The sequence below is a fragment of the Zobellia barbeyronii genome, assembly GCF_018603515.1.
GTDB classification, from domain to species: Bacteria; Bacteroidota; Bacteroidia; order Flavobacteriales; family Flavobacteriaceae; genus Zobellia; species Zobellia barbeyronii.
Window position 1 is genome coordinate 793,527 of record NZ_JACATN010000002.1, and the last position, 23,995, is coordinate 817,521.

Annotated in this window: 17 protein-coding genes; 5 read left to right on the plus strand and 12 right to left on the minus strand. The window is 37.4% G+C overall.

Features of this window, described 5'->3' with window-relative positions:
• Positions 1-44 precede the first annotated feature (44 nt).
• From galK to HW347_RS07925, 3 genes are all read right to left on the minus strand, one after another.
• Positions 45-1,172, minus strand: a complete 1,128-nt coding sequence (galK, locus tag HW347_RS07915) for a galactokinase (RefSeq protein ID WP_214611339.1) — start codon at positions 1,170-1,172, stop codon at positions 45-47.
• A gap of 12 nt (positions 1,173-1,184) precedes the next feature.
• Entirely contained in the window at positions 1,185-2,327 is a 1,143-nt protein-coding gene (locus HW347_RS07920; protein ID WP_214611340.1) for a formylglycine-generating enzyme family protein, read from the minus strand.
• A 145-nt stretch (positions 2,328-2,472) separates the two neighbouring features.
• Positions 2,473-3,813 carry a Gfo/Idh/MocA family protein gene (locus HW347_RS07925; RefSeq protein WP_214611341.1) on the minus strand — a complete coding sequence of 447 codons (1,341 nt, stop codon included), beginning with the start codon at positions 3,811-3,813 and terminating at the stop codon, positions 2,473-2,475.
• Positions 3,814-4,298: 485 nt separating this feature from the next.
• Between HW347_RS07925 and HW347_RS07930 the strand changes: the two genes are divergently transcribed.
• The 4 genes from HW347_RS07930 (at position 4,299) to HW347_RS07945 (ending at position 14,019) form a co-directional block, all read left to right on the plus strand.
• Positions 4,299-5,543: an MFS transporter gene (locus HW347_RS07930; RefSeq protein ID WP_225901849.1), complete on the plus strand. Its 1,245-nt coding sequence runs from the start codon at positions 4,299-4,301 to the stop codon at positions 5,541-5,543.
• A gap of 497 nt (positions 5,544-6,040) precedes the next feature.
• Positions 6,041-9,067: a SusC/RagA family TonB-linked outer membrane protein gene (locus tag HW347_RS07935; RefSeq protein WP_225901850.1), complete on the plus strand. Its 3,027-nt coding sequence runs from the start codon at positions 6,041-6,043 to the stop codon at positions 9,065-9,067.
• Positions 9,068-9,078: 11 nt separating this feature from the next.
• The gene (locus HW347_RS07940) at positions 9,079-10,566 is read left to right on the plus strand and encodes a RagB/SusD family nutrient uptake outer membrane protein (protein ID WP_214611343.1); all 1,488 of its coding nucleotides are present in this window, start codon (positions 9,079-9,081) and stop codon (positions 10,564-10,566) included.
• Between the two features lie 123 nt (positions 10,567-10,689).
• On the plus strand, positions 10,690-14,019 hold the full coding sequence (locus HW347_RS07945; protein WP_214611344.1) for a VCBS repeat-containing protein: 3,330 nt from the start codon (positions 10,690-10,692) through the stop codon (positions 14,017-14,019).
• A gap of 30 nt (positions 14,020-14,049) precedes the next feature.
• Here the strand turns inward: HW347_RS07945 and HW347_RS07950 are convergent, their stop codons facing one another.
• The 9 genes from HW347_RS07950 to HW347_RS07990 form a co-directional block, all read right to left on the minus strand.
• Complete coding sequence (locus HW347_RS07950) at positions 14,050-15,069, minus strand: glycoside hydrolase family 43 protein (RefSeq protein WP_214611345.1); 1,020 nt, start codon at positions 15,067-15,069, stop codon at positions 14,050-14,052.
• A 24-nt stretch (positions 15,070-15,093) separates the two neighbouring features.
• Positions 15,094-16,551, minus strand: coding sequence for an MFS transporter (locus HW347_RS07955; protein WP_214611346.1), 1,458 nt, complete (start codon positions 16,549-16,551; stop codon positions 15,094-15,096).
• Between the two features lie 5 nt (positions 16,552-16,556).
• Positions 16,557-17,696, minus strand: a complete 1,140-nt coding sequence (locus HW347_RS07960; protein WP_214611347.1) for an endo-1,4-beta-xylanase — start codon at positions 17,694-17,696, stop codon at positions 16,557-16,559.
• A 283-nt stretch (positions 17,697-17,979) separates the two neighbouring features.
• On the minus strand, positions 17,980-18,459 hold the full coding sequence (locus HW347_RS07965; RefSeq protein WP_214611348.1) for a GNAT family N-acetyltransferase: 480 nt from the start codon (positions 18,457-18,459) through the stop codon (positions 17,980-17,982).
• A 127-nt stretch (positions 18,460-18,586) separates the two neighbouring features.
• Positions 18,587-19,147, minus strand: a complete 561-nt coding sequence (locus HW347_RS07970) for an RNA polymerase sigma factor (protein ID WP_214611349.1) — start codon at positions 19,145-19,147, stop codon at positions 18,587-18,589.
• Positions 19,148-19,247: 100 nt separating this feature from the next.
• Positions 19,248-20,036: an SDR family NAD(P)-dependent oxidoreductase gene (locus tag HW347_RS07975; protein WP_214611350.1), complete on the minus strand. Its 789-nt coding sequence runs from the start codon at positions 20,034-20,036 to the stop codon at positions 19,248-19,250.
• A 12-nt stretch (positions 20,037-20,048) separates the two neighbouring features.
• Positions 20,049-20,936: an SMP-30/gluconolactonase/LRE family protein gene (locus tag HW347_RS07980; protein ID WP_214611351.1), complete on the minus strand. Its 888-nt coding sequence runs from the start codon at positions 20,934-20,936 to the stop codon at positions 20,049-20,051.
• A 20-nt stretch (positions 20,937-20,956) separates the two neighbouring features.
• The gene (locus HW347_RS07985; RefSeq protein WP_214611352.1) at positions 20,957-22,117 is read right to left on the minus strand and encodes a mandelate racemase/muconate lactonizing enzyme family protein; all 1,161 of its coding nucleotides are present in this window, start codon (positions 22,115-22,117) and stop codon (positions 20,957-20,959) included.
• A gap of 44 nt (positions 22,118-22,161) precedes the next feature.
• A complete protein-coding gene (locus HW347_RS07990; RefSeq protein WP_214611353.1) occupies positions 22,162-22,857 on the minus strand; it encodes an RraA family protein in 696 nt (231 codons plus the stop codon).
• Positions 22,858-22,997: 140 nt separating this feature from the next.
• Between HW347_RS07990 and HW347_RS07995 the strand changes: the two genes are divergently transcribed.
• Positions 22,998-23,873, plus strand: coding sequence for an AraC family transcriptional regulator (locus tag HW347_RS07995; RefSeq protein ID WP_214611354.1), 876 nt, complete (start codon positions 22,998-23,000; stop codon positions 23,871-23,873).
• Positions 23,874-23,995 lie beyond the last annotated feature (122 nt).

A 23,995-nucleotide genomic window follows, 5' to 3' on the forward strand; every position in this document is an offset into this window, starting at 1 on the left:
ACTCTCATATAAAAAAGGCCAATCTTAAGATTGGCCTTTTTTAATTATATGATAGATGTACCACCACTTGGCCGCACTTCAAATGCTTCCAATGTAATATCAAACTTATCTTTATATGCTTTTGTAGCAGCACTTACAAAATCTCCAACAGCGCTTTCGTGCACAATGTTCAATGTACATCCGCCAAAACCACCACCAGTCTGTCTAGCACCTAATACTTGAGCATTATCCTTAGAGAAGTCTACCAAGAAATCCGATTCAGGACAACTTACTTCATACTCCTTACTAATACCGTCGTGGGCCTTGTACAGAATCTGACCAACCTCTTTAAGATTGTTCTGTTTTAATGCATCTACCATTTCCAATACCCTATCGTTTTCTTTAACGATAAATGAACATCTGTTGTAAACTGTAGGGCTCATATCTTCTTTAGAAGCTAGAAGCATTTCTTCGTCAACATCTCTCAAAGATTTTACATTAGGGTATTTCTTCTGAATGATGGCTACACCCTGTTCACATTCTTGTTTCCGGGTGTTATATTCACTAGAAGCTAGATTATGAGACACCTTTGTATTGAGAAGTATGATTTTATACGGATGTAAATCTATAGGAATATGCTTGTATTCCAAAGAACGACAGTCTAATAGAATAACATTTCCCGCCTCGCTCATTACCGAAGCAAATTGATCCATAATACCACATTGTGTTCCCACGTACGTATGCTCTGCAGTCTGCGAAAGTTGAACCATTTCTATTTTAGAAAGACCCAAATCAAAAATTTCATTAAGACCAAAAGCCAAACCACATTCCAAAGCTGCAGACGAGCTTAGACCAGAACCAGTAGGCAAGTTACTTTCTACGATACAATCAAAACCTCTAACTTTATCAGTTCTTTTTGAGATTTCATTCAACACGCCTAGAATGTAATTCTCCCACTCTACTTTACTTACCGCAATCTTATCTAGATTTAATTCAAAGCCCGTGTCGTATGTTTTACTGTACACATGACATTGGTTTTCGGAACCGTTCTTTTTAAAACTGAATGTAATATTCTTTTCTATGGCTGTTGGAAGCACATATCCCATATTATAATCAGTATGTTCACCTATAAGGTTTATTCTACCCGGTGATGATATGACTAATTCTGGTTTAAAATTTTCTAAAAACTGCATAAGAGAGGTTGTTTATTTTGAGTTACGGACCATATCTGCCGTAGCAACGGTTCTAAAACCTAAATGTTCTAATGATGAATCTAAACTTGTAGCCATACGAGATGAAACTCTATAACTGGCGCAATAACTGGCGTTGCATAAAAAAGAACCACCTTTCATTACTTTTTCTCTTGCATAAGGGTCTCTTTCATTATAAGCCTGATCTGCTCCCAATGGATTTTTAGCCACTGGATACGTTGTATTCAATTCTTTGTAATAGTTGGTATTGTACCAATCGTTAGTCCACTCCCAGACGTTTCCTGCCATATCATATAATCCAAAGTCATTTGCTGGATAGGATTTTACAGGTGCACGAAGTCCATAACCGTCAGTCTCTGCATTGGTTACCGGAAACTCACCTTCCCAAGTATTTGCCTTTTCTGATAATTTAGTGTCTTCGTCTCCCCAAGAATACGTTGTTGTTAAATGCGTACCACGAGCAGCACGTTCCCATTCCGCTTCAGTTGGTAAACGTCTATTTGCCCATTCACAATATGCTAGAGCATCTTCGTATGCAATGTGCACTACAGGGTAGTTTCCTTTACCTTTAATAGAACTTTTAGGTCCATTTGGATGTTGCCAGTCCGCACCTATGGTCCAACTCCACCATTGTGAAAAGTCATAAAGATTTGGTACAGCACTTTTAGCCTGTTTAAATGTCAAAGAACCCGGTTGCATAATACTATCATGTGGCTTAGGAGTGCCTTCAGGAAGTTGTTTTTTCATTTCTTCCCAATCTATTTGGCGTTCCGCTACGGTTTCATAACCCGTTGCCTTTACGAATTTTTTAAAATCGTCATTAGTAACCTCGGTGATATCCATAAAGAAACCATCTACCGCAACTTTATGTGCAGGCTTCTCATGCTCCATAGCCCCTTTATCTTGTGGAACTGCTCCTTGAGAAAACACAGTTCCAGGAATCCAAACCATCCCCTTGGGCGTAGCAACATCTTTGGGCATTTCTTTAATGACCGTAGTATCTACTTCAATGGTTTTGGGAGTCTCTATTTTCTCAGCAGCTTCAACTACTTCTGCCTTTTGAGATTTATCTTCCTTACAGCCTATGGATAAACAAAGAACTGCTACAGAAGCGTAAATTTTAATCGTGTTGTGCATAATTATATTTGAAAAATGGAAAACAAAGTTAACCCTATTTTTCGGTTAACCGTTAAATTTAGAACCCCTCTGTTTCTTTTAAAACAGAAACAAAAAAATGTCCCCGTAAATCACGGGGACACTGTTATTTTGTGAAGTTCATAAATTAAATCACAACTGTTTCACCGGGTTTTGGTATGTTGTAAGTACCATCAGCATTTGGCTGTACCGGAGCTGGAGATTCCCAAGTTAATTCATCGGGAGCCAAATCAATATTAGACTGCATAGCTTCGTCCCATTTAATTACTTTTCCAGAATACGTAGCCATTCTACCTATTATAGCACTCATTGTACTTTTAGCCCCATTTTCAGCATCGGCAATAACGCCACCGTTTCTAATAGATTCAAAAAGTTTTATATGTTCAACTTGATAAGGGTTTGGATCTTCTTTGCCTCTGTGTTCAAATATGGAATTTCCGTTATAATCAGTTAATGTAGCATTATCGCCTTTAGTATATACCGTCCCTTTTGTGCCTTGGAAAAACTCTGAAACCTTACTCATAGTTTCTGGTTGATGACGACACTGACTTGCTATTACAGCTCCACTTGGATAGGTATACTCTACAAAATGATGATCAAAAATTTCACCATGGTCTTTCCCTTTTCTTACTTGTCTGCCACCCATACCTTGCGCGGAAATAGGATATTCACCAACAAACCAATTGGCTACATCTATATTGTGAATGTGCTGTTCCAAAATATGATCGCCACATAGCCAGTTAAAATAATACCAGTTACGCATTTGATATTCAAGTTCACTCTGTTGCGGCTGACGCTCACGAACCCAAACTCCACCACTATTCCAATATACTTGCCCAGAAACAATCTTACCAATGGAATCCTTCTTAATTTGGTCAATAGCGGCCAAATAACTGTCTTGATAATGTCTCTGAAGACCTACCACTACATTTAATTTATTTTCTTTTGCTTTTTTAGCAGCTGCCAATACCTTACGCACACCGGGTACATCTGTTGCTACCGGCTTCTCCATAAACACATGTTTGCCGTTGTTTACAGCGTATTCAAAATGTTGCGGACGGAAACCAGGAGGTGTTGCCAAAATAACCACATCTGCCAAATCCATTGCCTTTGTAGCGGCATCAAAACCAACAAACTGGTTCTTTTCTTTTACATTAATCTTTTTGGTTTCGCCCATTGCTTTAGAGATATTCGCCAAACTACCTTTTAAGCGATCTTCAAAAGCATCTGCCATAGCAACAAGCTCTATATTATCATCGGCAGTCAATGCTTGAACCGCTGCGCCCGTACCACGACCACCACACCCAACCAGTGCCAACTTTAATTTCTTATTTCCTAATACATTTGCCATACCGCTCATATGCAGGTTTGGCAATAACATAGCACCGCCGGTAAACAATGCTGTGTTTTTTACAAAATCTCTTCTTGATTTTTTGATCATACTGGTTTTGGTCTTGTCTTCTTTCATTTTCTCAATATTTCTGATATTAATTTTGGTACGTATGCTATAAATAAGGTAGGTGTGAATATAAAAATAATACAGCAATTTATTTCACTAAACCTTGCGTTTTTCTCACTTTTTCTAGAACAATATTATCAAAAAATTATAATATTGTTAGTTTTACAAGCTGGTGTTTTCTAAAAGTTCAATCCTATTAAATACTAACGCAATTAGGCTAATTCTTTATCTTTTTGCAGTTAATCACCTGACTTTTTGCACCTTGAAGATAGCACACTTCTTTCAAACAAGTGTATATTTAACACATGTGTTGTTAAAAAACCATATTTACATGCCAATTATAAGGCTAGATTTTGGGTTATACTCAGTTGTTAAATTCTGTTTTTTTTTATCAATTACATATTTTTGATTTATCTTTCGTTTCGATTTTCGCAATAAAAACGTATTGAAAAATACTTTTACGAATTTCAGCTTAAACAACAAACCAATATTTTATGGAAACAAAAACAACTGAAATGGCTTCAAACGCCAACAGACTTTTTTACGCAAGTTGCTTTGCGTTAATTACTACCGCCTTCTCTTTCAGTATCAGGGCAGGTATTCTACCTCAATTAGGAGAAGAACTTAGTTTAAGTGGTGAACAACTAGGTTTTATTAATTCTATGTGGTTCTTAGGGTTTCCATTATCTATGGTTGTAGGTGGATTAATCTACCATAAGGTAGGTGGTAAAGCCATTATGCAATTCGCTTTCTTTGCGCACGCTGTAGGTATAATTTTAACTATCTATTCTGGTAGTTACATTGGTCTTCTAATCTCAACACTTTTAATTGGCCTAGGTAACGGTTGTACTGAAGCCGCTTGTAACCCTATGATTGCAGATGCATATCAAGGTAACAAGATGAGTACAATGTTGAACCGTTTTCATATGTGGTTTCCCGGTGGTATTGCCATTGGTAGTCTTGTCTCAGGTTTCATGACCGATTTATCATTTAGTTGGGAGAGTCAAATTTGGTTAATCCTTATACCAACGCTTGTCTATGCCTATTTGTTCTTTGGACAATCATGGCCTAAAGCTAAAGTAGAAGAAGCTGCCACAATAGGCGGAAACTTCAAAGCAATGGTTTCCCCTCTTTTTATATTCATGCTTGTATGTATGGCGCTGACTGCTATTTCAGAATTTGGTCCAAACCAATGGGTGGGTCTTATTTTATCTAAAAGTGGAGCGAACCCTATGATTATTCTTGCGTTAACAGCAGGTTTAATGGCGGTAGCTAGATTCTTTGGTGGAGATATGGTAAAGAGATTTAACCAAACCGGCGTTCTTTTAGGTTCTGCCGTACTTGCTACATTAGGTATCTACTTATTCAGTACTCAAACAGGAGCTATGGCTTATGTTGCTGCTATCTTCTTTGCCTTGGGTGTTGCTTATTTCTGGCCTAACATGATTGGTTTCGTTGCAGATAAAATTCCAAAAAGTGGTGCATTAGGTCTTTCTATTGTTGGTGCTGTAGGTATGTTCTCTAGTTCTATATTCCAACCAATCATTGGTGGATGGATTGATTCTGACAAAGCAAAAGCTGCCGCAGAAGGTTTTACCGGTGATGAATTAGACTTAGTATCTGGGCAAGCAACCTTATTGACCATGACCATATTTCCCGGTATTCTAATTGTACTCTTTACTTTGCTTTATTTTTGGATGAAAAAAAGAAAAGAAAACCCAGAAGCCGAAGTTGCATAAACTGAAGCATTACATATTTATATTAAAAAGCCCGATACATATCGGGCTTTTTTTATACCCCTAATTCATTAACTATCCCTCCATAAAGACCCACTATCTCTTTCCTCCTACTTGTTCTAAAATACTAGGCGTACTAGGGTTAAACTAAAACGTCCCTACTACAACACAAATTCCATCACTCTACTATTGTAACCTAAGAATTGCCCAAACTGGTTTGATAATTATGTTACTCAAAGCAGATAAATGGAGTAACATATGGTTTTCTACCTCATATTTTCTCCATTCCAGACATGTATTATATTGATAAATATTAAGGTGTCAAACTATTAAATTCATTGTTTTACCCCTAAAACATTAGGATTTAAAGAACAATGCAACATAATTCTCAGTATATGCATCAAATCTTCTATAGCTCATAGAGCCCTTCACATACATTTGCTGGGGTCTGGCCCTCACAATGCCAGTAACCTAATAATTAACTAACTAAACCAATGATTATGATTAAACTTAAACATGCGGTCATTGCATGTCTTGTAATGATCGGGCAGTTTGCCTATTCACAGACTTCCACAATAAGTGGTGTAGTTTCTGATGATAGCGGCACTCCCTTGCCAGGTGCTACAATAATAGTAGCAGGTACGACTAATGGTACAACAACAGATTTTGATGGTAATTACGCCCTCTCTAACGTAAACTCTACAGATAAACTGGTATTCTCTTATATAGGGATGACCACCCAAACTATCGCCGTAGGAAGTCAAACTTCTATTAATGTTAGTCTACAAGAAGATGCAGAAGCTTTGGATGAAGTGGTAGTAGTTGGTTACGGTACACAATCACGTGCAGAAGTAACTGGTGCTATAGTCTCTGTAGGAGCCAAGGAATTAGCTGCATTACCTGTAACTAATGCAGATCAAGCTTTACAGGGTAGAGCCGCCGGCGTAACTGTTATAAATGCAGGTTCTCCCGGTACCGCACCCGTAGTACGTATTCGTGGTCTTGGGACCATGAACAATAATAATCCACTTTATGTTATTGATGGTATCATTGCTGGTGGTTTAGGAGATTTGAATCCTAATGATATAGAATCCATCACCGTTTTAAAAGATGCTTCCACAACAGCAATTTACGGTTCTTTGGGGTCTAATGGTGTTGTAATGGTTACTACAAAAAAAGGGAATAGATCTGGAAAGACCTTAGTTACTCTTGACGCCTATACTGGGATTAACTTTTCTAATCAGAGGTATGACTTATTAGATACACAACAATACTTACAATACGCACAAGATGCTTTTGGTTTTACACCAACCTCTCCTCTTTCTCAATCCAATGGTAACACTACAGATTTTCAAGATGCTCTCTTTAGAACAGGTGTTATGCAAAAAGTTGATTTTGGACTTTCTGGGGGTGGTGAAAATAACGACTTCAGATTTTCTGGGGGATATATGGATCAAGAAGGAATTCTTGTAGAAACAGGATTCGAAAGATTTTCTTTTAGAGCCAATAGTAACTTTACTGTAGGTAAGTTCAATTTTGGTGAAACTATGGCCGTTTCTTTCCAAAAACAAAATCCAGAAAGAAACTTAGGTGACCGTTCTTTAATTGAACATGCTATAAAAGCTGCTCCTTATTTACCTATCTACAACCCTAGCAACCTACAGGGTTTTCAAGGACCAAATAATGATGCAGACGGTCAAGATGGTGAAAACCCTATTAGAGTTCAAACCCTTGGTGAACAAATCAACAAATCATCGTCCATTATTGGAAGTATATTTGGTGAGTTTGAAATCATTGACGGCCTTAAATTTAAAAGCCAAGTTGGCCTAGAATATAGAAATTCAAACACTAACATTTTTGTACCTTCTTATAATGATGATAGTTTAGGCGCAACGCACAGCTCAGATTTTGCAGAAATCACAAAAAATTCCACCTCAAGAAAAAATATTACGATAACTAATAGCTTAAACTATGCGTTCTCTCTTAGTGACAAACATAATTTTGACCTTTTAGTTCTTGCGGAAAAACAAGAAACGGTAGATGAGCTTCTAAACAGTAGCAGTCAAAACCCGATTACTAATGAAGTGAATCAAGTTTCTTCTGAAAAAGCATTCTTAGAATCATTTACATATGACTATACGCGTATAAGTTATATGGGTAGATTGAATTACAACTTTGATCAGAAGTATATATTTGCGGCTTCAATTAGGCGTGACGCCTCTGGAAGATTTGGAGAAAATAACAGATGGGGTAATTTTCCTTCTCTTGCTCTAGGTTGGAATATTGCCAAAGAAAGTTTTTTAGCAGATACTGCATTTAATACCTTAAAACTAAGAGGTAGTTGGGGTATAACTGGTAATGACAACATTAATGATTACGGATTCCTATCTACTCTAAGTTCTAACTTCTTTTATCCATTTGGTGATACATTGGCAACAGGAACAACAGTGAGCGGACTTGCCAATCCTTATTTGAAATGGGAGGAAACTACTATGAAGAATATTGGACTGGATTTTGAACTATTTAATAGCAAACTAACAGGTGCCGTTGAATACTTTAGTAACACAAGTGATGATTTATTAATGGGCCGCCCACTTTCGCCATCACTAGGTACTAATTCAGGTGAAGTACCGGAAAATGTAGGTTCTGTTGAAACCAGTGGTGTTGAATTTAGTCTAGGTTATAATGATTATGATGGAGATTTCACATGGTCTGCTAACCTTAATATAGGAACATCTACTAATGAAGTAAAGTCATTAGGACCTGTTGAGTCTATTTCAGGAGGTACTTTTGAGTCTCAAGATATTTCTAGAATTGAAGTGGGCGAGCCTTTGTTCTTTTTCTATGGATATGAAACAGATGGAATTTACCAGACACGTGCTGAAGTAGATGCTAATTTAACTCAAACCCTTGTTGATGGAGAGTTTCCTGTAAACCCAGGAGACATTAGATTTGTGGACCAAAATGGAGATGGCCAAATTAACGCAGATGATCGAGTAAAAATTGGAAATCCTTACCCAGACTTCACATACGGTCTAAATTTAAATGCTAATTACAAGCAATTAGATCTTAATCTATTTATAGCTGGTGTATCTGGTGTTGATGTTTACAATACTAATATTTATGACTTAGAAGGTATGCCTAGATTATTTAACGCAGGAACTAATGTGTTGAATAGATGGACTGGCCCAGGAACTTCTAACAGCGTACCTGCAGCAGGAGGAAATGATCAGAATTTCAACTCTATTTCAGATCGTTTCGTAGAGGACGGTTCCTATGCTAGACTAAAAAATATAACACTAGGATATACATTAGATAATCCCGCTTTAGAGGAATATTTCTCCAAATGTAGAATATATATTAGTGGTCAGAACTTGATTACGATAAGTGACTATTCTGGTTTAGATCCAGAAATAGGGGGGCCTTTGACAAACAATGGAGGAAGCAACAAGTATGAATTAGGAATCGATAGAGGAAACTATCCACAGCCTAAATCAGTATTACTTGGAGTACAACTATCCTTTTAAAAAAAAATATCATGAAAAAAACTAAAATACTAGTAACGGTCTTAGCTACGATTGGCCTTGTGCTATCGTGTAATGAAGACTCATTAGAATTAACGAATCCAAACGAGCTTTCACCAGATACGTTCTTTGCGAACCAAACTCAGGTTCAGTCTGCCGTAAATGCCGTATACTCCAACCTACAGACAAGAGGTCTATTTAGCCGTCATATGTTTTTTATGATGGATAATATGGCACAAGAAAATGGAGGGAACAACCAGTTAGAAGCAGATAAACGTCAATATCTAGATTTTTCGTTCGACTCCAGTCACGGTGCTATAGGAGCCTATTGGGAAAGTTGCTATAGAGGTATTAACAAAGCAAATTTCGTTATAGAGAATGCGACTAAAATTAATGAAATTTTACCCTCTCAGATGAGTGATGACCTTAAGAAAAAGGCTATTGGTGAAGCTAAATTTTTGCGTGCCTTGTTTCATTTCTTTATCGTAACTAGATATGGAGATGCACCATTAGTAACCGTTTTACCTCCTGATGATGGTTCTGGTCCTGGTAAAAGTCCTAGCTCTGAAATATATGCACAGATTGTAAAAGACTTACAAGAAGCTATTCCTGTTTTAAAATTAAAAGGCGAAGAAGAGAACGGACGAGCTACTAAAGGAGCTGCACAAGCTTTATTGGGTAAAGTTTATTTATTCTTAGAGCAGTATGATGATGCTTTAACCCAATTCACCGCTTTAAACGGTTACAAATTAGAAGACAACTACTTTGATAATTTCATGGAAGAAACTGAACACGGTGATGAATCCATTTTTGAAATTGAATATAATGATGATTTTGGCACCAGTGCACAGTGGAATTCTGACCGTAGCGGAGAAGGTCCTAACGAGGCTACTTTTAGAGGTCAGGAATATGGTTTTAATGATTGGTTTAATGTTTTTCCTTCAGATGACTTATTAGAAGAGTATGAAATTGGAGACATTCGTTTTGAGCAATCTTTCTATGTAAACGGTGATACTTTTGGGCCTGATGGTTCATTAACCGTAGATGCTTTTCCTAGTAATGGAGGTGGTAATGCAGGATGGGCCAAGTACAACAACTATTATAAAGATGCGAACGAAGATCAAACTTCAGGAATCAACTTTAAGTATTTAAGATATGCCGATGTATTACTAATGATGGCCGAGTGCGAGAGCATGAGACCAGGTGGTGACCAAGATGTTGCTATAGGCTATATTAACGAAGTTCGCGAAAGGGCTATGTTAGCTCCGTTGGCTACAGGCTTATCACAAGCTGAAGTATTTGCAGCTTTAGTACATGAACGTAAAGTTGAATTGGCGGGTGAGCAAACCAGATTTAATGATATTATTCGTTGGGGAATTGCTAGTACAGAATTAGCCAATACGCAATTTCAAGCAGGTAAGCATGAGCTTTTACCAATACCTCAACCTGAAATAGATGCAAACATAAACATCTCTGCTGCTGACCAGAATGCAGGGTATTAAAACGCTTAATTTTAGTTAGTTTTGAGTTAGTAATTTTAAAACAGTGTGTTTTGGTCGACACACTGTTTTTTGTTTCTATTCTATTTTAAAAAAACTGTATCTTAAAATTTTGAACACGAACAAATGGATATAAATATTTACAGTAAAACCTTAGTATACTCGTTTTTTATTCTTCTCTTCGCAAGTTGTACCGAAGAACAAATCAAAACGGATAGTAAGATATTTACTGGCTTAAAATCTGACCAAACAGGTGTTAATTTCAACAATACCCTTACTGAAAATGATTCCTTAAATTATTTCACCTACTCCTATTTATATATGGGCGGTGGTGTGGCAAGTGGCGACATCAATAATGACGGCTTAATAGATCTCTTTTTTACCGGTAACCAAGTTTCCAATAAGTTATACCTAAATAAAGGCGAGCTTAAATTTGAAGATATTACAGAAAACGCAGGTATTTCTGGCGATGACCGCTGGTATACTGGCGTAACCATGGCAGATGTAAATGCAGATGGCCTTTTAGATATCTATTGTTCTGTAGGTGGTAAATTTGGACCAAAAGACAATGAACTATACATCAATAATGGGGATGAAACCTTTTCTGAAAAGGCTGCAGAATATGGACTAGATGACATTGGAAATAGTGTACAAGCTACTTTTTTTGATTATGATAAAGATGGTGACCTAGACCTATTTGTTGCCAACTACCCTCCTACTCAATTTGATTCTCCCACTTTTGCCTACGTTTATAAAATGGAAAATGTCAAAGACAATGAATCTGGGCATTTGTACCAAAATAACGGAAATACCTTTACCGATGTTACCGAAGCTTCCGGTTTAAAAGCATACGGACTTTCACTAAGTGCTACGGCAGGTGATCTTAATAATGACTCGTGGCCCGACCTTTACATTTCCAATGATTTTAATTCTCCTGATTTTATGTACATCAATAACCAAGATGGCACATTTAAAGAGGTGGTAAAAGAGGCTACTTCACAAACGGCATTTTATGGTATGGGTGCAGACATAGCGGATTTTAATGATGATGGAAATCTAGATATTTTTCAGGTTGATATGGATGCGAAGTCCAACCGGCGAAAGAAAGCCAACATGGCCAGTATGAATCCTGAACTTTTTTGGGATGTAGTCAATGCCGGATTCCATTACCAATACATGCACAACTGCATGCAGGTTAACTCAGGAGTTTTTGAAGATGGCATTCCGCATTTTTCTAATGTTTCCAGAATAACCGGAACTTCCTCTACCGATTGGAGCTGGGGTCCTCTTTTTGCAGATTTTGATAATGATGGGCACAAAGACCTTTTCGTATCTAACGGTACGCGACGTGAGATTAACAATAATGATTATTTCAATAAGCTTAAATCTATCAAAATTAAAAGTGATACGCTATTAGAGTTAAGTCAAAAAATACCATCGGAGAAAATAGACAATTTCATTTTCAAGAATATGGGAAATCTAGAATTCAAAAGAGCCAACAAAGATTGGGGCATTGAATTTAAAGGTTTTTCAAATGGCGTAGCTTATGCAGATCTTGATAACGATGGCGATTTAGAACTTATTACCAATAACATAGATGATGAAGCTTCAATCTTTAAAAACAATGCTTCAGAAAACAATAATTATATCCAGATAAAATTCAAAGGTAATCAGAGTAATCAGTTTGGTCTTGGGTCTCGCGTTTATGTTACCGTTGACGGGAAAACCCAAATGCAAGAACTAACGCTTACCAGAGGTTTTCAGTCTTCCGTCTCTCCTGTGCTTCACTTTGGACTGGGTGATGCTTCAAAAGTAGATGAGTTGAAAGTAGTATGGCCTAATGGTAAAATTCAAAAATTAAATACCGTTGAGGCTAATCAAGCATTGACTCTAGACTTTAACAATGCTATTGTAGACACCGATAAAAACATCTCTAAATCCAAAATATTCTTAACAGATAAAACATCAAAATTTCCTGAATACAAACATACCGAAAACGAGTATGATGATTTTGAGGACCAGGTTTTACTTCCACATAAAATGTCATCTTTTGGTCCAACTTTAGCGGTTAGAGACCTTAATAACGATGGTTTAGAAGATTATTTTGTTGGAGGTTCTTCTGGTAATATAGGTAGTCTATTTATGCAAACTTCAACCGGGTTTCAAAAACACCCTTCTACCTTTTTAGAGGACGATATTAAAAGTGAGGATTCTGGCTCTTTAATTTTTGATGCCGATGGTGATGGAGATAATGACCTGTACGTAGTAAGCGGTGGGTATGAATTTTCAAATAATTCCGAAGCTCTCCAAGACCGATTATACCTAAATGATGGTCAAGGAAATTTTACTAAAGCAAACGCTACTGCTCTACCTGATTTAAAAATAAGCGGTTCCAAGGTCTATCAATCAGATTTTAACGGTGATGGCAAGCCTGACCTTTTGGTATTAGGTAGACAGGTTCCTAAAAATTATCCCAGCCCTGCTACGAGCCACATTTTAAAAAATACGAGTAGTAACGGAAAGGTTAGTTTTGAAATTTTTGAAGAAATACAACCCAAAGAATTTCAAAACCTTGGGATGGCTACCAGTGCCGTAATTACAGATTATGACAATGATGGTAGACAAGATATTATGATTGTTGGCGAATGGATGCCTATACGTATGTTCCACAATACCAAAACGGGCTTTAAAGAAGTTTCTGAATCTTTGGGATTAACAAAAGATACCACTGGCTGGTGGTGGAGCGTACAAGGGGGTGATTTTGACAATGATGGTGATATGGATTATGTTGTTGGCAATAATGGTCAAAACTACAAATACAAGGCTACTGAAGAAGAAACTTTTGATATTTTCGTAAGTGATTTTGACAAAGATAACAATCAAGATATTGTACTTAGTTATTATAATGACGGTAAGCAATATCCCGTTCGTGGCCGCGGATGTTCATCGCAACAGATACCTGCCATTAAACAAAAATTTCAGGATTACGAGAGTTTTGCAGAAGCTACTTTAGAGGATGTATACACCGAAAAATCTCTAGAGTCTGCACTGCACTATCAAGTGAAATCTTTTGCCAGTATCTATTTAGAAAATAGGGATGGAAAATTCATAGTTCATGAGCTTCCGGTTTTAGCCCAAACCTCTAGCATTAATGAGATATTAATAGATGATTATAACCTAGATGGCAATCTGGATATCCTTGTAGCAGGAAACCTTTATGCTTCTGAAGTTGAAACCCCTCGTAACGATGCTGGTCATGGATTATTTTTAGAAGGAAATGGTAGAGGAGAGTTCACAGCTATTCCGCCATCAGACAGTGGTTTTTTTGTCTCTGGTGATGTGAAGAATATGTCTAGCATACAATTAAACTCGCAGCCTTATATCATCGCTGCAAAAAACAATGACTACCTTCAATTTATTGGATTGAAAAAGAAAAAGGGACTATCATCAGAATAGTCCCTTTTATATATTTTAATATTTAATTTACTACTTAAGATAAGGGTCTAGAGTTACTATGCTCCCATCTGGATTATAAGTGAGTTCTGCAATTTTTACAGAACGTAAATGAGTTACACCTTTAGACAGGCTAGAATCATGATAAAATAAATACCACTTACCTTCTACCTCACAAATGGAATGATGAGAGGTCCAACCTACAACAGGGTTTAATATACGACCGGTATACGTAAAAGGTCCATAGGGGTTATCGCCTATCGCGTAGCAGATAAAATGGGTATCTCCCGTAGAATAGGAAAAGTAATATTTACCATCGTATTTATGTATCCAAGAAGCTTCAAAGAAACGTCTATCATTATCAGCCTCTAAAAGTAATTCCCCATCTGCATCTAAAATTTGCACCTCTTTTGGCTCTTCTGCAAATTCTAGCATATCATCAGTTAGTTTGGCTACAATAGGTAATAGCGCCACTTCTTCAAGTTCTGGCATTTCATTGCTTTTATCGTATGTATTATTACGATATTTTTGAAGCTGTCCGCCCCAAATTCCACCAAAATACATATAATAACTACCGTCTTCATCTTCAAAAACCGCAGGATCTATGGAGTAGCTACCTTTAATTGCTTCAGAATGAGGCGCAAAAGGACCTTCTGGAGTATCACCTACAGCTACGCCTATTTTGAAAATTCCGTCATATCCTCGTGCGGGAAAATATAAATAGTATTTGCCATCTTTATGTGCTGCATCTGGTGCCCACATTTGTTTTTCTGCCCACGGCACATCATCAACATGAAGCGCTACTCCGTTATCAACCGCTTCACTATGTACTCCATCCATAGAAATTACATGATAATCCTGCATGGCAAAATGGCTCCCTAAATCATCAAAGGGAATCCCTGATTCTACGTCATGAGATGGGTAGATATATATTTTTCCATTAAAAACATGAGCAGATGGATCTGCCGTGTATATATTCTTTACCAACGGCTGGGAAATAGCTGTTTCGTTTAACTTATCAAAATCGATATTTTCTATAGATTCTTCTGGCATGTGATATTCGTGTTATATTATCATTTATTTTAGTCTTCGTTTCTTTAAGTCTACCTCTATCTGAGTTTCCATCTTTTTATTTATCTCATATAAAAATAGCAAAGCAATTCCCAATAAAAACGGAATTGCAGGGTAAATACTCACTAACATTTTTGTTCCTTGAATAGCACTTTCGGGTTGCACAATAGCTTCTCCCGCAACCATAGCTTCTTTTGAAATATAACCATACGCCCCCAAGATACCAGTCAGCAATGCGCTTCCAATACTTAGACCTCCCTTTAAACCCACCATCATAGCAGAAAAAATTATAGCCGTAGCTCTTCTATTGTTCTTCCATTCCGAGAAATCTGCTACGTCTGCAATCATGGCCCAGAGTAAGGGGATTGTTAAGCCATAAAAGAAACCATGAAAAATCTGCGATGTAAAAATTAGTCCCACTGAACTTGGTGAAAAGAAGTAAAAGAAAATAATAAAAAGTGTTGATATAAAAAGAGCTACCATAAAGACATCTCGCTTTCCATATTTATCGGCAAATCTTTTTGATAACGTAATACCTACAATCATAAAAATAATACCACCTGCATTAAAAAGCCCAAAACCTGCAGAAACCGGATTCTCACCAAAAAAATTGACACCAATAGATGCTAGAGCATCTAATATAGGTTGTATAAAAACCGTCAAACTTTCTTTATTCACGTAGTTCTCAAAGTAGTACACATAAGACCCACCTTTCATTGCCAAGGTTACAAATACGAGCGTAGTAAGCACCAACATAATGATCCATGGTTTGTTACCGAATAAATCACCCAAATCTTCTTTTAAAGTAGATTTCTGTTCCGGAGTAGGTACAATACGTTCCTTAGTAGTCAAAAAAGTAATTATGAGCATCACTGTGCCAATAATGGCCAACCAAGTCATTACAATCTCTATACCCACAGCTTTATCTCCATTACCTGCAGATTCAATTATAGGCAGCATAAATACCTGTACAAAAAACTGCGCGAACATTACAGCTACAAAACGATAAGCGGATAGACTATTCCTTTCGCCCATATCGCCTGTAATCACCCCACTTAATGCAGAGTACGGCAAATTGTTTGCTGCATATAACAACAATAACAAAGTGTAGGTTACAACGGCATAAATAACCTTGCCTTTATAATCAAAATCAGGAGTGCTGAAAGCCAAAAGTGCTACAATGCCCAGAGGAACCGCAGTAAATAAAATCCACGGTCTAAACTTACCCCACTTAGAAGTTGTACGGTCCGCAAGAGCACCTATGATAGGATTAAAACCGAATGCAGCTACAAGACCAACGGTTAATATAATGGCCGATGCATGGCTAGTTTCCAGACCATAAATATCTGTATAGAAATAGGCCAGATACGTCATTAAAGTCTGAAAGACCAAGTTTGCCGCTAAATCACCTAGGCTGTAACCAATTTTCTCTTTTACAGATAATTTTTGAGATTCTAAATTCATGAGAATTACTGTTGGTTGGTTGAATCTGTTTTAATTTGAATTACTGCTTGATATGCTTTTTTAGCATCAAATTTTCTATCAAAAAGTAACGGGTAGTTGGTTCTATTTTTAATTGGCCAATTGTTGAGCCAAGAACTTTGGTCATTCACTCCCCAGAAAGTAACCCTATCAATCTTATCACTATGCTTTAGGAAAAGTTTAAAAATATCTTGATACCGCTGGGCCAATTGAACTTCTACAGAGTCTGGCAAAGCATTTGGATAAGGATTCATTTCTTCGCTCTCCTCATAGTTTTGACTTATTTCTGCGCCTTCCAAATCCCATGGGTTTGGTAAAACGGTAACATCCAGTTCCGTAATGGCAACCTTTAATCCCAGTTTTGCATAGGCAACAATACTATTCTCTACTTCTTCCAATGAAGGTTCTGTCAAACCCCAATGTGCTTGCATGCCTACCCCGTTAATCTTAGCTCCGCTTTTTTGTAGATTTTCTATAAGCCGTATAGCCCCTTCCCGTTTTTTGGGTTTCCACATATTATAATCGTTATAATATAACTCAGCAGATGGGTCCGCTTTTTCAGCTACCTTAAATGCAAATTCCAAATACCGCTCTCCCATCACCTTTAAAAAGACAGATTCTCTTAGCGAACCATCTTCATTTAAAGCCTCGTTTACCACATCCCAACCATCAATTTTACCACTATACCTACTGGCCACGGTTGTAATATGATCACGAATGTAATTTGCCATAGTGGCACTATCATTTACAGTATTCATCCATGGTCCTATTTGGCTATGCCATAGAAGGGTATGACCAATTACGAACATGTTATTTTTTTTGCCAAGAGCCACATATTTGTCGGCCATATCAAAATAAAATGTATCTGGAGACGGATGAATCTCTTCCCATTTCATGACGTTTTCTGGACTTATCGTATTGAATTCCCTCTTCAAAACTTCAAGGGCTTTTTTATCTTTTCCTGTTATAATTTTGTCATTAATAGCCGCTCCTATATAAAACTCTTTTTGGAATGCATTTTTAAGACCAGTAACCTCATCGCCTGTCTGAAACTTATTTTCTCTTAGTTTTCCAAAACCAAACAAGAACAACAGGATTGCAAAAAATACTACAACAGTTTTAAACATATCATTAAATTAAAATGGTTAAATAGAGAAATCGATAATATAACTAGTCAAATCTATTAACTATGAATATGATAAAAGTCGTGAAATTCCTATGTTGCCTATATTACAAATGAAGCGCTGTATAGAACAATTGTGGCATTTTGCCCTATAAAAGCGATGGCCCTAAGGTAATTGGGCATTTTGTGGAAAACGTGAGTGCTTAAAACTCGCATTTTTGAATGTAGAAAATGAGCGGTTTTAATTGAATTTTGAGAGGGTCAGTTGATTGCTAAACAATCCTATTTTAGCTTTCTTCAGCATTGTTTTTAGTAGTTTCTATTCCTTTATAGACATTTGGATTATGCTTTTCCATGTAAAATTCAGGATGAGGCAATTCTGTAAATCCAAATTTCTTATAAAGCCATTCTGCAGTGTCAGTTAGTAAAATCCATCGTCTTAATCCTTGTAGGTTTGGATGTTGCATGATTTCATTTATCAACCACTTACTTAATCCTTTTCCTCTATATTCTTTAAGAACAAATACATCTCCTAAATACGCAATTGTGGAATAGTCTGAAATTATTCTGGCGTAACCTATTTGTTTGTTATTATGATACAGCCCAAAATTCAAAGAGTTTTCAATGGATGTTTTTAGGGTATTCATTGGAATTCCCTTAGCCCAATCAGTTTCGTTTGAAAGGAATTTGAAGATGCTCAAAATATCTAGCTTATCCTTGTCGGTTGAAATGGTATAATCATTTCTATATGTTTCTACTATTTCCAAGACAGTATATTTAATTCATATAAAGATATGGATTTACCTAAAACACTACATATACTTCTATTGTTCCCGTAATTTTATTTAATCATTTGTAGTGTCAACATCTAAGAAAGCGTAATAAATAGAATACTTAACGAGAGCCCACTAGACTTCTTTCTACCGCCAAATTCGATTTTATAAACCGTAATGCTAGTGTAATCTGGTTCTCTACCGTTTTTGGACTGACCTCCATTTCTTGTGCAATTTCTTTTACCGAAAGACCATCAAACCTGCTCTTCATAAAAGTTTCTCTTCTTCGTAACGGTATTTTTGCAACAACGCCCATAAGATTATCCATTAGAAAAGTATAATCAACCATATTCATGGTAGAGTAATCTAAACTTTCCCCGTCTGCTTTAGAGTTCATGTAATTTTTATGAGCGGTTCTTTTTGAAAACATGCTTTTAATCTGATTGAAACCTATGGTGAAAATGTACGATTTAAAGGAGCACTCCGGCTTTAAGTCAGCTCTCTTTTTCCAAATGATAACAAAAACATCTTGAACCAATCCTTCTGCTTCTACATGGGATTTTAAATATCCGAATGCAAAGTGATAGAGTCTATTTCTATATTTTTCATATAGTGCCTCATATGCCTTTATATCACCAGCTTTTAGATTACTTACTAAAACCTGGTCCTTTTCTATTATCATATTTTCTTTACTTCTTTTGAAATGTTCCTACCTACTACCCCGCACTATTGTGCACGTAATTTTTCTATAAATAGTAATAGCAAGTCAGTATTTTTTGTCGTTAAGCATCTTGCATTAGTGCAGACCTTCCCCCGTCCATTAGGTATGTTGTTCCGTTCATGAATTTTCCGTAATCACTACATAAGAAAGCGCAAAAGGCTCCCACCTCCTCTGGTGTTCCAATCCTTCCACTAGGATGCAAAGCGTTGGTTCTCTTCCGCTCCTGCTCTGGGTCAGGAAAAGAGTCAAACCAAGTTTGTGTTCCCGCAGTCTCTATAAATCCTGGAGCTATACCCACGGCCCTTATTTTTGGTCCCCATTCAATTGCTAACGACTGTACTAAACCTCTTAATGCCGTTTTAGTGGTGTTATACGGAAAACAGCCCGGCATGGTAGAATAGCCATGGTTTGAGGTGATAATAACGATGGTTCCATTATCGCTCTTACTTAAATGAGGTTGACATAATTGGCTTATTTTCCAATGTGACCTCAAGTTCAAGTTTAGGTTTTTATCAAAATCTGAATCGCTACATTCCTTTGCTCCCTGAAAAGAATTTGCTCCTGCATTGGATATTAAAAAATCGATTTTCCCAAATTTATCTACGGTACGGTCAACAAGATTTTTCAGGTCCTCATCATTTGTAACATCGGTTTGGGTATAGAGAGTAGCTAATTCATATTGCTTTCCATTGCTATGAAATTTTTGAACATCGGAATGAGATTCTTCCCTTCTTCCACAACCCGAAACAAGACAACCTGCTTCTGAAAATATGGCAGCTATTCCAGCCCCTATGCCACTGGTTACTCCTGTAATTAGTACAACCTTATTTTTAAAATCTATGTTCAGCATATCAATTTGTAATTAAGAATTAGGAGCTATTAATTTATTAAAAAAGAAAACCTCCGGGCCGCCCACAGTTAGGTCTATAGAAAAAAGACTTCCGCTTAATGGGTACTCGGACAATTGTTCTTCGGTAAGGCCTTCTCTTGCCGTCGTGATAAAAAGTTTGCGCTGATCTTCTCCCCCAAAAGCACATGATGTTACATGAGGGGCAGGTATCATTATCTTTTGGATAAGTTCGCCCGTATTAGGATTCCATTGAGATACCGAGTTTCCGCCCCACAAAGCAATCCATAACATTCCATCGTTATCAATCGTCATTCCATCGGGAAAACCAAATTCTTCAGGTACATCAATTACTTTTATGGGGTTAGATATATTTCCGGTTTCTACATCGTATGAATATGCGACTACTTTTCTTGTTGGCGAGTCTATATAGTACATGATCTTATGGTCCAAACTCCAAGTGATACCGTTTGACACGGTAATATTTTCCACTCTTTTCACAAAGCTCTTGTCTGTGTTTATAGTGTATAAAGCTCCTGTTGGGTTTAATCCATGACGGCACATACTGCCTAACCAAAACCTTCCCTTTGGGTCGCACTTACCGTCGTTAAACCTATTACTGGATTTATCTTTTTCGAGTTCTAAAACGGAGGAAAATTCGCCTGTTTCGGTATCTAGTTCTACTATACCATTTTCTAAGGCCACCAACAATCCCCCAGAAACAATGGGAGCAATAGTACCCACAAATTCAGGAAAATTAAAAGTTTGGTTACTTCCGGTCTTTGGGTCGGTGGCGTGAATTTCTTTGCCATAAATATCTATCCAATAGACTTTTTTTTCTTGGGGATGCCAAAAAACACCTTCACCTAATGTTGCCGTACTATTTAGAACCGTTTCAACCATATAACTCTACTACTGTTTAATTAAATATAATACCCCTCCCTATGTTTTCGTATACCAGGGTGCTTTTCCATTTCGCTCTCAACAAGATCCACTCCAAGTCCTGGTCTATCTGAAATTATCAATTTACCATTTTTAATATTGAGTGGGTGGCTTATAACTTCATCCCTCCAAGGTACATCGTTGAAAATAAATTCTTGACGAAAGAAATTGGGAATAGAAGCACAAACATGAGAGCTTGCCAAGGTAGATAACGGTCCGTTTGGATTATGCGGAGCCACCAAAACATTGTAGGCTTCCGCCATTGTTGCCATACGTTTCATTTCACTAGGGCCACCGCATCTTGTAATATCCGGCATAATAACATCTGCTACGTAACTCTCCAAAACATCCCGTATACCATATCGTGTATAGTGTCTTTCTCCAACGCAAATAGAAACTTTAGGGTCTATGCGTTCTCTAAACGCCCTTAAGGTCTTTGTACTTTCCGGTCCTGCCGGCTCTTCAAACCAAGCAATGTCTAACGCAGCCAATCTTTCTGCCATGGCCACGGCAACTTTAAAATTCAGCATGGCGTGTGTTTCAATCATCATGTCCATATCCGGACCTATGGCATCACGTACAGCCTTACTTATATTAAATGCCAAATCTTGTTGTGTTCTGGTAAGGGTAAGCTCCGTACTAAGGTCTTCGCCATAAAAATAATTGGTATGCGCAAAGGGGTCAAATTTCAAGCCGCTAAAACCTGCTTCTTTTACTATTTTGGCCTGACGTACATAGTCTTCTGTATTGTGGCCGCCGCCTACAAACCAATAATTGGCATATAGTGGAATTTCCGTACGGTACTGACCTCCCAACAGCTCATACATGGGAACTCCCAACACCTTGCCCTTCAAATCCAAAAGAGCCATATCAATACCACTTATAGCACACATACTGGCGCCATAAGGCCCCACCCAGTTTAGATCGCGGTATAATTTTGTCCATATAAAATCGGTTCGCATGGGGTCAAGACCTATAATTCTTTCGCCTAGCTCTCGGGTAGCTGCCTCCACAATTTGGCTACCGGGCCAGTTTGTAGACTCACCCACACCGGTATGGCCGGTGTCCGTATAGATTTTTAAAAGTGTCCAGTTATATTTCACCCCTTCTACCAGCCAAACTTTTACTTCCGTAATTTTCATTATGCTATATTCTAATTAGTATTACTTTCTTCTCTTTTTGGTATTTACATGATGCCATAGGTGTTCCATGCGTCTACAGCGCTCATCCCATCTTGTACCGCTTTCAACACTTTTCGTTCGCCTCTTGCTTTTTCAAAAGCTCGCTCAAAAACTTCCTTTTCATGTGCTTTAGGTACAACACACACGCCATCTACATCGCCTATTACGATATCTCCGGGATTAATTCTCACGCCTTCAATCTCTATGGGCACCCGAAAATCTATTACCCTTCCTCTAGGCCCTTGGTCCTGAGCATAATTTCCATAAGAAAAAATGGGCATATCCAAATCTAACAATCCATGGGTATCCCTAGAATAACCGTTTACTACGGCACCGGCGGCACCTAGCTTTTTAGCTCGGGTCATCATAATCTCCCCAATTAAAGCATAGTGATCAGAGGCTCCGGTACATATGTATACCTCGTCTTTTTTTAAATCATCCAAAGCTTCTAGCATTAGCCCGAATGGTTTTTTAAGTATAGGGTTGTTCGTAAAGCTTGGCGTTTCTTCAAAAGTATCGGCTTCAAGCACGGTCATCGCCCTTCCTATTAAAAGCATGTCAGATTTAAGTGGCTGTACTTTAGCTGGCAAAAACTGATGGAGCAATTTCATCTTATCCATAGCATCACCAACTACGGCCGTAAACAATTCTTTTCGGGCCGCTGTGAACAATTCTTCATCCGACATATCCTGTACATTCATATACGCTTATTTTTAGAATAGATTAGAAATCCAAAACTAGTGTACAAGAGCACTCAACACCTCCACACCGTTTACAATAAAATACACTATATTCACATTTTATTGATAATTTGAATTACAAATTGACAATATAAGCGTCTATGAAAGCCATTTCCCAGAAAATAACACTACCCTCAAATAAGGCATTTGAAGTTAGAAAAGATGAATTGCCCCATTTTTACAACTCGTGGCACTTTCACGACCAAATTGAGCTTACCCTTATTTTAAAGAGTGATGGAATACGGTTTATTGGTGATCATATTGACCAGTTCTCCGCGGGCGATTTGGTATTGATAGGACCTAATTTGCCCCACCTATGGCAGAACGAAGCATCCTATTACCAGAATACCTCGGGTAATCATGCTGCTGCAATAATCATTCATTTTGAACCTGAGCTTTGGGGAAGCAGGTTTTTGACCCTGGAAGGTATAAAAGCGGTAGACGATTTATTAAAAAAAGCAAAGTACGGTATTCGTATAGATGGTCTGGCCCGAACGGAAATCGCTGTAAAAATCGAAAAGCTGACTCATATTGAAGGTTTTGAAAAACTGATGTTGTTCTTTGAGGTATTGAACGATATTGCAACCAATACAGAGCACCAGCTCTTGGCCACTTCGGGTTTTGTTAAATCGTTTAATAAGGGAAATGACGAAAGACTGGATAAGGTGTATGAATACGTCATGGAGCATCTGACCGAGAACATAAGTTTAGACGAAGCGGCAAACCTGCTAAATCTTTCCAAAAGTGCATTCTGTAGATTCTTTAAAAAGAAGACCCGAAAAACATTTTCACAATTTGTTAAGGAAGCTAGAATAGGCTATGCCTGTAAACTTTTACAAAGCAATGACCTATCTACTAGTCAAATTTGTTATGAGTGTGGGTTTGACAGTTTCACTTATTTCAGTCGCTCGTTTAAAAACATTACAGGAAAAACCCCTACCATTTACCGGAATCAGTACAATTTTGATACAGTTTAGAATCAGGTAAACCTTGTATTTAACCTTTCATTTTACTTCTATCAGTTCGTAAAACTGCTATCCATTAATTTGATAAAAGATACAATAAATCATTCCCAGATTAAAAGCTGCATGACAAGGAT

Coding starts and splice junctions, on each gene's coding strand:
- galK (WP_214611339.1), bottom strand. CDS start 1,172: ATGCAGTTTTTAGAAAATTTTAAACCAGAATTAGTCATATCATCACCG.
- HW347_RS07920 (WP_214611340.1), bottom strand. CDS start 2,327: ATGCACAACACGATTAAAATTTACGCTTCTGTAGCAGTTCTTTGTTTA.
- HW347_RS07925 (WP_214611341.1), bottom strand. CDS start 3,813: ATGAAAGAAGACAAGACCAAAACCAGTATGATCAAAAAATCAAGAAGA.
- HW347_RS07930 (WP_225901849.1), top strand. CDS start 4,299: ATGGAAACAAAAACAACTGAAATGGCTTCAAACGCCAACAGACTTTTT.
- HW347_RS07935 (WP_225901850.1), top strand. CDS start 6,041: ATGATTAAACTTAAACATGCGGTCATTGCATGTCTTGTAATGATCGGG.
- HW347_RS07940 (WP_214611343.1), top strand. CDS start 9,079: ATGAAAAAAACTAAAATACTAGTAACGGTCTTAGCTACGATTGGCCTT.
- HW347_RS07945 (WP_214611344.1), top strand. CDS start 10,690: ATGGATATAAATATTTACAGTAAAACCTTAGTATACTCGTTTTTTATT.
- HW347_RS07950 (WP_214611345.1), bottom strand. CDS start 15,069: ATGCCAGAAGAATCTATAGAAAATATCGATTTTGATAAGTTAAACGAA.
- HW347_RS07955 (WP_214611346.1), bottom strand. CDS start 16,551: ATGAATTTAGAATCTCAAAAATTATCTGTAAAAGAGAAAATTGGTTAC.
- HW347_RS07960 (WP_214611347.1), bottom strand. CDS start 17,696: ATGTTTAAAACTGTTGTAGTATTTTTTGCAATCCTGTTGTTCTTGTTT.
- HW347_RS07970 (WP_214611349.1), bottom strand. CDS start 19,147: ATGATAATAGAAAAGGACCAGGTTTTAGTAAGTAATCTAAAAGCTGGT.
- HW347_RS07975 (WP_214611350.1), bottom strand. CDS start 20,036: ATGCTGAACATAGATTTTAAAAATAAGGTTGTACTAATTACAGGAGTA.
- HW347_RS07980 (WP_214611351.1), bottom strand. CDS start 20,936: ATGGTTGAAACGGTTCTAAATAGTACGGCAACATTAGGTGAAGGTGTT.
- HW347_RS07985 (WP_214611352.1), bottom strand. CDS start 22,117: ATGAAAATTACGGAAGTAAAAGTTTGGCTGGTAGAAGGGGTGAAATAT.
- HW347_RS07990 (WP_214611353.1), bottom strand. CDS start 22,857: ATGAATGTACAGGATATGTCGGATGAAGAATTGTTCACAGCGGCCCGA.
- HW347_RS07995 (WP_214611354.1), top strand. CDS start 22,998: ATGAAAGCCATTTCCCAGAAAATAACACTACCCTCAAATAAGGCATTT.